The 11,785-nt window shown below is 39.2% G+C and carries 12 protein-coding genes; 11 read left to right on the top strand and 1 reads right to left on the bottom strand.

Features of this window, described 5'->3' with window-relative positions:
* The 5 genes from RWZ99_RS07485 to RWZ99_RS07465 form a co-directional block, all read left to right on the top strand.
* Positions 1-589, top strand: a 589-nt coding sequence (locus RWZ99_RS07485; RefSeq protein WP_314677570.1) for a CPBP family intramembrane glutamic endopeptidase, incomplete at its 5' end; no start/stop codon positions are given.
* A gap of 478 nt (positions 590-1,067) precedes the next feature.
* On the top strand, positions 1,068-2,408 hold the full coding sequence (lpdA, locus tag RWZ99_RS07480; RefSeq protein WP_314677569.1) for a dihydrolipoyl dehydrogenase: 1,341 nt from the start codon (positions 1,068-1,070) through the stop codon (positions 2,406-2,408).
* A gap of 102 nt (positions 2,409-2,510) precedes the next feature.
* Positions 2,511-3,584 carry a thiamine pyrophosphate-dependent dehydrogenase E1 component subunit alpha gene (locus RWZ99_RS07475; RefSeq protein WP_314677567.1) on the top strand — a complete coding sequence of 358 codons (1,074 nt, stop codon included), beginning with the start codon at positions 2,511-2,513 and terminating at the stop codon, positions 3,582-3,584.
* 16 nt (positions 3,585-3,600) lie between these two features.
* A complete protein-coding gene (locus RWZ99_RS07470) occupies positions 3,601-4,632 on the top strand; it encodes an alpha-ketoacid dehydrogenase subunit beta (RefSeq protein ID WP_314677566.1) in 1,032 nt (343 codons plus the stop codon).
* Between the two features lie 10 nt (positions 4,633-4,642).
* Positions 4,643-5,872, top strand: coding sequence for a dihydrolipoamide acetyltransferase family protein (locus RWZ99_RS07465; RefSeq protein WP_314677563.1), 1,230 nt, complete (start codon positions 4,643-4,645; stop codon positions 5,870-5,872).
* 150 nt (positions 5,873-6,022) lie between these two features.
* Here the strand turns inward: RWZ99_RS07465 and RWZ99_RS07460 are convergent, their stop codons facing one another.
* Entirely contained in the window at positions 6,023-6,616 is a 594-nt protein-coding gene (locus RWZ99_RS07460) for a class I SAM-dependent methyltransferase (protein WP_314677560.1), read from the bottom strand.
* 154 nt (positions 6,617-6,770) lie between these two features.
* Here RWZ99_RS07460 and RWZ99_RS07455 point away from each other — a divergent pair, with 154 nt between their 5' ends.
* From RWZ99_RS07455 to RWZ99_RS07430, 6 genes are all read left to right on the top strand, one after another.
* Positions 6,771-7,358 (top strand): TetR/AcrR family transcriptional regulator, encoded by a 588-nt coding sequence (locus RWZ99_RS07455; protein ID WP_314677558.1) that lies wholly within the window; start codon positions 6,771-6,773, stop codon positions 7,356-7,358.
* A 400-nt stretch (positions 7,359-7,758) separates the two neighbouring features.
* Positions 7,759-8,802, top strand: coding sequence for an iron ABC transporter permease (locus tag RWZ99_RS07450; protein WP_314677555.1), 1,044 nt, complete (start codon positions 7,759-7,761; stop codon positions 8,800-8,802).
* 4 nt (positions 8,803-8,806) lie between these two features.
* Positions 8,807-9,562, top strand: coding sequence for an ABC transporter ATP-binding protein (locus RWZ99_RS07445; protein WP_314677552.1), 756 nt, complete (start codon positions 8,807-8,809; stop codon positions 9,560-9,562).
* A gap of 20 nt (positions 9,563-9,582) precedes the next feature.
* Positions 9,583-10,599: an ABC transporter substrate-binding protein gene (locus tag RWZ99_RS07440; RefSeq protein ID WP_314677550.1), complete on the top strand. Its 1,017-nt coding sequence runs from the start codon at positions 9,583-9,585 to the stop codon at positions 10,597-10,599.
* The gene (locus RWZ99_RS07435) at positions 10,580-11,269 is read left to right on the top strand and encodes an alpha/beta hydrolase-fold protein (RefSeq protein WP_314677547.1); all 690 of its coding nucleotides are present in this window, start codon (positions 10,580-10,582) and stop codon (positions 11,267-11,269) included. The genes RWZ99_RS07440 and RWZ99_RS07435 overlap by 20 nt, the downstream gene beginning before the upstream one ends.
* A 217-nt stretch (positions 11,270-11,486) precedes the next feature.
* On the top strand, positions 11,487-11,785 hold a 299-nt coding region (locus tag RWZ99_RS07430; RefSeq protein ID WP_314677544.1), incomplete at its 3' end, for a hypothetical protein.

The raw sequence follows: 11,785 nt of genomic DNA, 5'->3' as shown, positions 1-11,785 counted from the left end.
CATTTGGGGAGCAATTATTAGCATCCGCTATCATCACTCCAGTTTTAAACAGCTTCTTAGAGATTTTTTCCAAGTCAAACAGCCTCTTAGTAACTATCTCTTAGTCCTCATTTTTCTAATCTTGGATTTTTTACCACTGGTATTGAGTGGTGGGATGGTTATCAAGGCTTGGTATCTCCCCATAATTTTATTTCTAAAAGCTCTTGTCTTTGGTGGTATCGAAGAAATTGGCTGGCGCTATTTTTTTCAGCCTGCCTTGCAAGAAAAGTTGACCTATCTATTATCGACGCTTTGTACATTTGTAGCATGGTCACTGTGGCACCTACTCTATTTTTACATTGATGGTTCTCTGGCCACGATTCATTTGCTACCATTTTTATTTGGCTTATTAAGCAATTGTTTCATCTTATCCGCCATTTATACAAAGACCAGAAGTCTTTGGCTGTGTGTTATGACCCATGCGTTGATCAATGCTTTATCGCAACTGTCATCAACTGAGATCGTATGGCTATCACTTGTGATTAAGGTGTTGATAATCCTTCTTGCCATGAGAATTGCTAGTAGTGGTGGAGAGAAAGTCAGAGTATAAACTGACTTATCCACACATTGCTTCAATTATTATAAATCCAATAATATTATTCAGTTGAAAAATCAACTTTCTTTAGATGAATTTAAGTTCCTTTTTAATTCCATGTACATATTCTTTCTAATAGTAAAAGCACTCTAATTTCTACAGTTTTATCCAAGCTATAGACACTAGAGTGTTTTTTATAACATTTTGAAGAATTATTTAATGATTGGGGGAGATTTGTATTTATCTAGTCTCTGTAAAAATCAGCAAAGTATAAGTACTAACGTTATATCGACTAGAGAATGGCAAACGTTTGCATTGTTTGTGAATATTTTCACTACAAAAACATCACATTTTCAGTGAATTACTTGATTTTCATAAGTATTAGTTTTATAATTAAAACATAGAAAGCGCTTTCAAAAATGTCTCCGAGTTTTTATCCTACTTGAAGTGATTCGGCTAATAGCCTACTTCTATTCTAGAAAGGAGTATTGTTTTGAGTCAATGTGATATTCTCATTATTGGGGCTGGTCCTGGTGGTTATGTTGCTGCTGAGGAGGCTGCCCGTTTAGGTAAAAAGGTAACTGTCATCGAAAAGAAAGCTATAGGTGGCACTTGTTTGAACGTTGGCTGTATCCCATCTAAAGCCTATCTCGAGCACGCTCATTGGCTATTAGCTGGGAAAGAAGTTTCTCAGTATGGAGTAACAGTTTCAAATGATTATCTTGATTTTTCAAAACTTGTTGCTCGCAAAGATCAAGTTGTAGCGACACTACAGTCTGGTATTCAATCGAGTTTTAAACAATTAGGTATTAACTATATTGAAGGTGAGGCGGCTTATATCTCTGATAAAACCTTCCAAGTTAATGGTGAGAGAATTTCAGGTAAGTCTGTTGTTTTAGCGACGGGAAGTCATCCATTTATTCCGCCTATTCCTGGCATTAACGATGTTGACTATTTGACAACAGATAGCTTTTTCAACCTTAAGGAACTTCCTCAACGTTTGGTTATAATTGGTGGAGGTATTATTTCCATTGAGTTAGCTTTTGCTATGGCTCCGCTTGGTGTTGATGTGACGGTAATAGAGGTTGCTCCAACAATTTTAGCAACTGAAGATCCTGAAGCACGTTCCATTATTAGAGAAAAGATGGAACAACTTGAAATTAGCATACTGGAGGGAGTTACCATAGATAGGGTTCAGGAAAATGCTGTAATTCTAGCAGATGGTCAATATTACTCCTATGACAAACTACTTGTTGCAACAGGGCGCAAGCCAAATATTGAATTAGCTCAAAAGATGGGGTTGCAGCTGACTGAAAAAGGTTTTATTAAGGTTGATAGTTATTACGAGTCATCCGAATCAGGTGTGTATGCTATTGGAGATTTGATTCCTGGATACATGTTAGCCCATGTTGCTAGTAGTGAGGGAATTAAAGCTGTTCGAGCCATTTGTCGTCAGGCTGAGGAACCTGTGGATAATTCTAGTGTTCCACGGTCGCTCTTTACTACGCCAGAGATTGCTTCCTTTGGTATGTCCGAAGAGGAGGCAGCAAAGCAAGGATATGATGTATCAGTTGGCCAACTTTCTTATGTTTATAATGGTCGAGCAATCGCGTCTAATTCGGCAGACGGCTTTGTCAAAATTGTCTCTGAAAAACGCTATCACCTACTGTTAGGTGCAGTTATAGTCGGTCCGCATGCAACGGATATTCTACAGTCTTTGATTGTTTTGAAAGAGGCTGAAGGAACACTAGACCAGCTTGATAAGACGATTTTTGCACATCCAACAATTTCTGAGTTGATTCAGGAAGTTGCAAGACTAATTTTAAGGTCCTAAGTTCGATGGGTAGGTTTAGACTAGTTATTCTCAATTTTTCAAATATATATATGTCTATAACATTTGTTTTTTATAAAACTCTCTATAGAAGGAGGAAACAATATGACACATTATCAAGAATTGCCACAAGCCCTAATGAAAGAAAAACATCAAGGACAAACCTTAACCAAAGAAGAAGTTAAGGTTCAAACTGCCCATGATCTTGGCTTGGAAAATGTTTCAAAAGAAGACGCTAAATCCATGTATAAGACTATGTGGGATATTCGAAATTTTGAAGAAAATGCACGACATTTCTTTTCACTCGGTCAAATTCCAGGATTTGTTCACCTTTACTCAGGTGAGGAAGCTATTGCGACTGGTGTATGTGCTAACCTGACTGATAAAGACTACATTACTAGTACGCACCGAGGACACGGACACTGTGTGGCTAAAGGTGGAGACCTTAAAAAAATGATGGCTGAAATCTTTGGTAAGTCTACAGGGCTTGGTAAAGGTAAGGGCGGCTCTATGCATATCGCTGATTTGGATAAAGGAATCCTTGGCGCTAACGGTATGGTAGGTGGGGGCTTTGGTCTTGCTACTGGTGCTGCTATGCGAAACAAATATTTAAAAACGGATGATGTTGCTGTTTGTTTCTTTGGTGATGGTGCTGCTAATGAAGGTAATTTTCATGAGTGCTTAAACATGGCCTCTATTTGGAATCTTCCTGTGGTATTTGTAAATGAAAATAATCTTTTTGCAGAATCAACACCACAATGGTACTCATCAGGCTCTCCAACTATTGCTGAACGTGCACAAGCTTACAATATGCCTGGAGTTCGAGTCAATGGTAAGGACTTATTTGCTGTTTATCAAGTGGCTAAAGAGGCCATTGAACGCGCGCGCCGTGGAGATGGTCCAACGTTAATTGAAGCTATTACTTATCGTAACCATGGTCATTTTGAAGGTGATGAACAAAAATACAAGGCACCAGATGGAATCGAAAAAGAATGGGCAGATGTAGATGCCTTGGAAGTGTTTCGTGACCTTGTAACTGAAAAGGGTATCCTTAGCCAAGATGAATTGGATGAGATTGTTGCCCAATCACAAAAAGATGTTGAAGATGCAATTCACTTTGCTCAAGAGAGTCCGATTCCAAAAGTAGAAGCTCTCTATGAAGACGTATTTGCAGACTGATTGAGGAGGATTCATAATGACTAGAGAAACATTATTTATGAAAGCCATCAATGAGGGGCTCGATCAAGCCATGGAAAGAGACGAGCGAGTTGTCCTCCTAGGAGAGGATATCTCGGGTGGTGTTAATGTTGAGCACTTAGAAAATAATAACGAGGATGCTTGGGGCGGTGTCATGGGTATTACACGAGGATTGATGCCTAAATATGGTAGGGAACGTGTTATTGATACTCCGATTTCTGAACACGGCTATCTATCAGCTTCGGTGGGGATGGCGCTTACGGGGCTGAGACCTGTACCAGAGTTGATGTTTAATGATTTTATTGGATTCTGTTTTGATGCTCTATTAGGACAGGCTTCTAAGATGCGTTACATGTTTGGCGGTAAAGCTAAAGTTCCGATGGTTGTTCGTACCATGCATGGTGCAGGAGCGTCAGCCGCTGCGCAACACTCAGGGTCTTATTACGGCCTGTTTGGATCGATTCCAGGAATTAAGGTGGTCGTTCCTGCTACTCCTTATGATGCTAAAGGCTTACTCCTAGCATCAATAGAGGATGATAATGTTGTCATCTTTTCTGAGGACAAGACTTTATATGGATTAAAAGGGGAAGTGCCAGAAGAATACTACACTGTACCGATTGGTAAAGCAGCTGTCCGTAGAGAAGGTAAGGACCTAACAATCGTGACAATTGGTAAGATGTTGTATGTAGCTTATGAAGTTGCAGACCGTTTAGCAAAAGACAACATTTCTGTAGAAGTAATCGATCTTCGTACAGTTGCTCCATGGGATGAAGAAACAGTTTTAAATTCAGTCAAGAAGACTGGACGTTTGATTATTGTGGATGAGGCAAACCCTCATAACAATACTGCAACTGATATTGCGTCTGTGGTTTCAGACAGAGCTTTTGATTATCTTGATGGACCAGTGAAGTGTGTTTGTGCACCAAATACTCCTGTTCCATTTGCAACTAACTTAGAACAAGCCTATATTCCTGATGCGGATAAGGTCTTGAAAGTTGCTGATGAATTGATTCAGGACTTGAAAGGATAGGAGGGCGCTTATGGCAACAGAAATCTTAATGCCCAAGCTCGGTCTAACCATGACTGAAGGACTCATTCAAAAGTGGTTGGTCCAAGTTGGTGATACGGTAACAAGTGGTCAGCCTTTATTGGAAATTAGTTCTGAAAAATTGACTAGTGAAGTGGAATCCCCTGCATCTGGGGTTGTTCTAGACATTGTGCATGGTGAGGGTGCTACAGTCAAATGTAAGGAAATTGTTGGATGGGTTGGTCAGGAAGGAGAAAATGTTGGAAATGAAGTTTCTCCTACACAAGAGGAGGCTCAAATTGAAGTCGCTAAAGAACCAACACCATCTCGTCCTGAATCTACTACAGCACCTAGAGTTCGTACTAGTGGCGAACGAATTTTCATTACGCCGGTGGCTCGTAAGATGGCAGCTGAGAAAGGTTACGATATCTCCCTCATTAGAGGTACTGGTGGAAATGGTCGTATTACAAGACGTGATGTAGAAGCTTATAAAACAAGTTTTGTTGCTGATAAGGTTGTTGAGACACCACCACAAGCAATGGCTCCAGGTCAATACGGTGAGGGCCTCGAAGGTATGCGTAAGATTATTGCCCAACGTATGATGAACAGTATTCAATCTTCTGCTCAAGTGACACTCCATCGTAAGGCTGATTTGACAGAGCTTCTTAAATTCCGTAAAGACCTTAAAGCTAAAGTACATACGCCACTTGAAAATGGTGAATTAGGTATCACAACCTTATTAACCAAAGCAGTTACTAAAGCTTTGAAAGATTTTCCAGCTTTGAATGCTTGGTATGGAGGTGGAATTCATCAGATTCAAGAAAATATTCATATTGGTATGGCAACAGCTTTGGATGATGGTTTGGTTGTTCCCGTTATTCGAGACGCAGATCGTATGACTTTAGCAGACCTTGGTCAAAGCATTAAGACTTTGGCTAATCAAGCTCGAAAAGGTACACTTCCATCTGACCTTTATAGTGGTTCTACTTTCTCAATTACCAACCTTGGTGGGCCAGATGTAGAATACTTCACACCAATTCTAAATTTCCCAGAGGTGGCAATTCTTGGAGTAGGAGCAATCCAACAAGCTTTAGCATTTAATGAGGAGGGAGAAGTTATTCAAAAAGACTATCTTCCATTGAGTCTGAGCTTTGACCATCAAGTCATCGATGGTCTCCCAGCCGCTGAATTTTTAGCACAAGTTATATCTTATCTTGAAGATCCTTATCTCCTTATTTTCTAGTGGAATGAAAGTTAAACAGTTGAAATTGTCAACTAATAAATAGACTTTAGGTTAAAAACTAAAGTCAGAGAAGACTAAATTAGTCTTCTCTTTTCGTTTTGCTAAGGGGGCGCTTTTTTTAAGTCAAGTGGGAATTTGTCTATCAATTTCCTAATTGCTTTTAATAACAATATACAAAACCCATTTGTGATTTTGCCTTTCTTTAATCTTTGAAAAGCCAATACTTGTTAATAACTGACTCAATTCAGAACTTGTTCCATAATCTGTCATATGATACTTAATTTTTTCTTTTTCGGAAGCAATAATCAGAGTAGAATGATTGGACATGACTCGATAGATTTCCTGAAAGCTTTGTTTTAAATCTTTCCAGAAAATATGGGTCTGAATGGCAAAGACAAAATCAAAATAATGATTTTGGTAGGGAAGGTTTTCGACATTTCCAACCATCAGCTGGACACTATCGTTTTCTATTGACTTTAAAAGCATCCGTTTAGCAGTTTGATAAGACTCCTTGGAAATATCAATGCCATGAATATCAAGATTTTTATCTAAAGCAAGTAGGTTTTTGATGGTGCTACCACCGCCATAACCGATTTCTAAAATCCGACTATTATCTGAAATGGTAGTCTGTTTGATTGCCCAAAGACTGAATTTCTTAAAATAGGACGACCAGATGTTGGTAATTAATCGCCCGACAAGACCACTAGGATTTCTAGACTGTTTTATAAGATATTGAATAAGCATGTCCCCTCCCTTTTTGCAAATAAAGTTTGAAATATCGATAATTAAATTTCAAACTTTATTATAGAGAAAAGTAGTCACTATAGCAAGAAAAAATGAAATATACAGGTATATATTTCAAACTTATGCTACAATTGGTAGTAACTGAGGTGTTCACATGAATCAATATCAAAAGACGACTGAGAAAAAGAAGCAAGCGATTATTCAAGCAGCTTTGCATCTATTCAAAGAAAAAGGTTTTAAGGAAACGAGTATAAAATCTATTGCAGAGGTAGCGGAAGTATCACCTGTTTCTATCTACAATTATTTTGGGAGCAAAGATAAATTGGTGGCTCTCTGTGTTAATGACTTGTTTGAAGAAATAACCCAGCAAGTCGAGGATATTTTAAAAAGTAATCTAGCTTTTAATACAAAATTAGACCAGGCTTTAGACCTATGTCAGGAGAAAATGAGTCAGCAAATCTCGGACTATTTTCAAGATAAAACGGTGAGAGATCCCGCTTTATCAAGTCTCCTAACGAAAGCGATAAGCGCAAAAAAACGGGATATTTATCGCACTTATATTAATCTCGGGAAAGAAGAAGGGCTGATTGCTAGAGACTTGTCAACAGAGCTTATTTTAAATGTCATGGATGCTCTCAATAGTGTGGGAAATCAGTTAGCCCATAGTGATAATTTAGAAACAGACGTTAAGCAAATCCATCAGATCTTTTTGTACGGTATTTTAGGAAAAAAGAAATCATGATTTTCCTAATTCTATTATTGTTCACGGCTAGCAACCTCCCATCCCAATTAGTTGTATAATCTCATACAAGGGTGTAAAATCTACTATATAAAGATGCAGAGGAATTAGTAATGGAATTAAAAGATTTTACTGAAAAAGAACAAGAATAAATCAACCAAGGTTTGAGTACAGCTGATAATTCTTCTTGCCATGAGAATTGCTAGTAGCAGTATGGAAAAGGTTAAATCCTAAGCTAGCTTGATTTCCATTGCTTCGGATATTTATAAGGCTTGAGAGTAGTTCAATGACTGCTCTTTTTTCTTTGTAAGACTCAAATGACCTTGCCCATCTTTTTAAGGCATGTTATACTAGAAATGTATTGTCAAAATTTTCTGACATTACAAGTGGAAAGGAGGTGCTAATGCCTTTTAAGAAAACAAAACATCTTGTTTTTTCCCGCTACCTAAGCCTGCTCTGTTTGCTTCTATTTTTAGTAGTAGCATCAGTTTTTGTAGCAGTATCTTTAGGAGCGGTCACTATAGATATAGGTGATACCTATGGTGTCATCCTCAGTAAATTGGGACTTCCGATTGCCAGTCATAGCACAGCCAAGCCACTTGAAGCTATTATTTGGAATATGCGAGTTCCTAGGGTTCTCCTGGGATTAATAGTTGGTGCAGGTCTTTCTATGTCTGGGAGTGTCATGCAGTCAACCGTCAATAATCCTATTGCCGAGCCCTATATTTTGGGAATCTCGGCAGGTGCAACTTTTGGAGCAACCTCGGCCATTATTTTAGGTCTTAAAGCTGTAGTAGGCTTGGGTGCCTTTGTGGGGGCTATCCTAGCGACAGTTCTTGTTTTAATCATTGCCTCTATGCAGGGGAGAGTGACTACATCTGGCCTGATTTTATCTGGAACGGTTGTTAATGCCCTCTTTATTGCCTTTGCTAATTTTATAATCTCAATTGGGGCTACAGCAGACAGTGTTATGACCATTAAGTTTTGGACCATGGGTTCATTGACAGGGACATCTTGGTCAGATTTGTTGCTTCCAGCAGTAGTGGTTGGTTTGGCCTTTCTCTATTTCTCAACTCAGTATCGTGTCTTCAATGCCATGATGATGGGAGATGAAGCAGCTTTGACTTTAGGGATTCCACTTAAACTCTATTGGTATCTTTACATCGCCATCGTTGCGGTCATAACGGCCGTCTTGGTTGCTAGTTGTGGTATTATCGGCTTTGTCGGTTTGATTACCCCTCATATTGCCAGAAGTTTAGTTGGAACTAACTATCGTAAGCTTTTCCCAGTTGCAACTCTGCTAGGTTCCTTGTTTGTGGTTTGGGCAGATGTCTTGGCTAGAATCCTCGTTAAAAATGCAGAGCTACCTATCGGTATCTTTACAGCCTTGGTTGGTGCACCTTTCTTTATTTATATCGTGACTAAAAATCGCAGGAAGGTGGTTTAGATTTATGGATGTAAATTGTAAGGATATTCATTATTCAATTGGAGATAAAAAAATCCTAAACGGTGTCTCCCTAAAGGTTGAAGGCCAGCTATTCCAGACCATACTGGGACCCAATGGAAGTGGCAAGTCAACCTTACTCAAAACCGTTTACCGCCAGTTGAAGCCAGATAGCGGTCAGATTTTACTTGATGGAAGGCCTCTAGACCAAGTAAGCCTAAAGGAAACTGCCAAAGAAATGGCCGTTGTGACACAGTTTAACACTCTTCAATTTGATTGTACGGTGGAAGAGATTGTCCTGCTTGGCCGAACTCCTCATCTTTCCCTTTTTCAAAAAGAATCGGAGCGGGATTACTTGCTCGTCCAGGATGCCCTAGACAAGGTAGGCATGTCTGAAAAAAAGACACGCTATTATTCGTCCCTATCAGGTGGCGAAAAACAAAGAGTCATCCTAGCACGTGCCTTAGCTCAAGAACCCAAACTCCTTTTATTGGATGAGCCTACCAATCATTTGGATATTAAGTATCAGTTGGAGATGTTGGCTTTGGTCAAGGCATTGGGCATTAATGTCCTTGCAGTCCTTCACGATATTCAATTGGCCTGTCGCTTTTCAGATTATATATACCTAATGAAAGGAGGTGAGATTGTTGCCCAAGGTGTCCCAAGGGATGCCGTAACCCCACAATCCTTGCAGGCGGTTTATGATGTTCACAGTCGTATTACATGGACGGATGACCAGCAAGCAATGATTCAGTATTTATAAGCCTAGGAAAGGAAGGCCTTATGAACAAGAAAATGTTTCGTATCGCATTAATCGCTACAGCAGTCCTTACATTGACAGCATGTAGTTCTACATATAAAAACAGCACATCATCGTCATCAACAGCAAAAGAAACTGTGAAAAAGACTAACTCAGAAACCCAGTATCCTTTGACCGTCAAAACTTATGATGATAAAGGAACTGAGTTAGATCAAGTCTTCAAAGAGGCACCAGAAAAGGTTATCACAAACAACCTTTCATCAACTGAAATCTTGATTGAGCTTGGTTTGAAAGATAAAATTGTCGGTATGCTTAACCCTGACAATGAAGTAACCGATAACTATAAGGATGACATAGCTTCAATCCCACAAATCGGTGATAAGAAGACGATTTCTCAAGAAGCCATCTTGGCTTACGGACCAGATGCTCTTATTGGTCGTAACATGATGTTCTCAGACAAGTCCATGGGAACAATCAGTACGTGGAACAGCAATGATATTCCTGTTTATACGCAAAAAGCCTCTGTTTCAACAATGAAACAAGATTTGAATAATATCATCGAAGATGTTAAAAATATTGGTGACATTTTCAACGTCCAAGACAAGGCAGACAATTATGCGGGACAACTCCAAAAGCGTATCGACGCCGTTAAAAAGAAAAACAAGTCTTCTGACAAAGACTTGAAGAAGGCTCTGATCATGTGTGCCTACAATGATGAAACCTTTGGAACCTACAAATCAGCCCTTCAAGAAAGTATGCTCAATCAGCTTGGTTATACCAATGTTGCGACAGGAACATCAGATTTGACTCTGGAAAATCTCGTGTCTATGGAACCAGAATTGATTATCTATGTAACCAGTGACCGAAACAAAGCTATGGACAAGGACGCGACAGACAAGATGGAGAAGAACGCTGTTCTTGAAAATGTTCCAGCTGTTAAAAACAAGAAAATCATGACTATCTCTTATGACGAGCTTATGGATTACGGCCCATCTGTGATTGATTCTCTTGAAAAGGTTAATGACTTTGTTAATAAATAAAAACTTTGTCTGCCATGGCATTCGGGTTACGATTGCACTTCCTGAGTCCTATGATTCCAAGAAGGCTTATCCAGCTGTTTTTCTGAACGATGGGCAGCTTGATTATCTGGGAAAGCTTGCGGATTCTGTTATCTTGATTGGGCTTGAACCTCAGAATCGCTTGGATGATTTTACACCTTGGCAGGCTCAGGCTCTGAGAACTGGTAGTCCTGATTTTGGTGGCAAATTAGCCAGCTATCATGACCATCTATTTGACCATATTTTCAAAAGTATCGCACAAGAGTTCCGACTGGATGAAAGTCGTATGGCTTATGGGGGCTACTCGCTGGGTGGTTTGGCAGCTATTTCCAGTCTTTATAGCAGTGATAAGATGTCTTTGATCTTCTCCATTTGTGGATCCTTTTGGTATCCAAATTTTGTAGATTACTGCAAAGCACATCAGCTTATCAATAAGACTTGCTCGGTCTATTTACGTAACGGTTTGACCGAGGGGGCTAATCATAAGAATAGACTGGCCAAGGCTCCTAGTTATGCCAAAAAAGTGCATGAGTGCATCAAAAAACAGTGCTTGTCCACTTATTCAGAATTTGACCCCTACGGTCATCATGACAATCTCCAAGAAAGATATGATGATTTTTCGGATTGGTTGATTGAGCAGTGGCAACTCTGAAATGGTGACTTTAGTGAGTATGAAAGAGATAACTTCAGTTTATGAGGTTATCTTTTTTTTAGCTCTAGTTCAAATAGCTGATTTTTGATGAGACAGTGTCTATGCTTTATGAATTTTGATTTAGTTTTTTCCTGACTTGTCCTATCAGTCCCAATTAATTGTATATTCTCATGCAAGGGTGTAAAATCTACTATATAAAGATAAAGAGGAATTAGTAATGGAATTAAAAGATTTTACAGAAAAAGAACAAGAACAAATCAACCAAGGTTTGAGTACAGCTGAGATTTCTGACAAGGAAGCTGCGAAGAAGTTGCTTGCTCTCGTACCGCAAGAATGGATTAAACGCATTCCTTTCTTTGTGAGAAGCCATGCGACGACTAAGACAGTCGAGCGTGTAGCCAAGCAATATCCTGAGCTCTATGCTGTGGCTAAGCGCCAAGGGGACCTTCCTGAAAAAGAAGGAGAAGAGTTGCGTAAAATCATGACAGCTATTTTTGAAGAAAAAATGAACAAACA

The organism is uncultured Streptococcus sp., assembly GCF_963545685.1.
Taxonomy (GTDB): domain Bacteria; phylum Bacillota; class Bacilli; order Lactobacillales; family Streptococcaceae; genus Streptococcus.
Note: the sequence above shows the minus strand (reverse complement) of the source record. Positions and strands in the feature narration are given on the sequence as shown.

Excerpts from the sequence above, each read along its gene's own strand:
- RWZ99_RS07475 (WP_314677567.1), top strand. The coding sequence starts at position 2,511 with ATGACACATTATCAAGAATTGCCACAAGCCCTAATGAAAGAAAAACAT.
- RWZ99_RS07470 (WP_314677566.1), top strand. The coding sequence starts at position 3,601 with ATGACTAGAGAAACATTATTTATGAAAGCCATCAATGAGGGGCTCGAT.
- RWZ99_RS07465 (WP_314677563.1), top strand. The coding sequence starts at position 4,643 with ATGGCAACAGAAATCTTAATGCCCAAGCTCGGTCTAACCATGACTGAA.
- RWZ99_RS07460 (WP_314677560.1), bottom strand. The coding sequence starts at position 6,616 with ATGCTTATTCAATATCTTATAAAACAGTCTAGAAATCCTAGTGGTCTT.
- RWZ99_RS07455 (WP_314677558.1), top strand. The coding sequence starts at position 6,771 with ATGAATCAATATCAAAAGACGACTGAGAAAAAGAAGCAAGCGATTATT.
- RWZ99_RS07450 (WP_314677555.1), top strand. The coding sequence starts at position 7,759 with ATGCCTTTTAAGAAAACAAAACATCTTGTTTTTTCCCGCTACCTAAGC.
- RWZ99_RS07445 (WP_314677552.1), top strand. The coding sequence starts at position 8,807 with ATGGATGTAAATTGTAAGGATATTCATTATTCAATTGGAGATAAAAAA.
- RWZ99_RS07440 (WP_314677550.1), top strand. The coding sequence starts at position 9,583 with ATGAACAAGAAAATGTTTCGTATCGCATTAATCGCTACAGCAGTCCTT.
- RWZ99_RS07435 (WP_314677547.1), top strand. The coding sequence starts at position 10,580 with ATGACTTTGTTAATAAATAAAAACTTTGTCTGCCATGGCATTCGGGTT.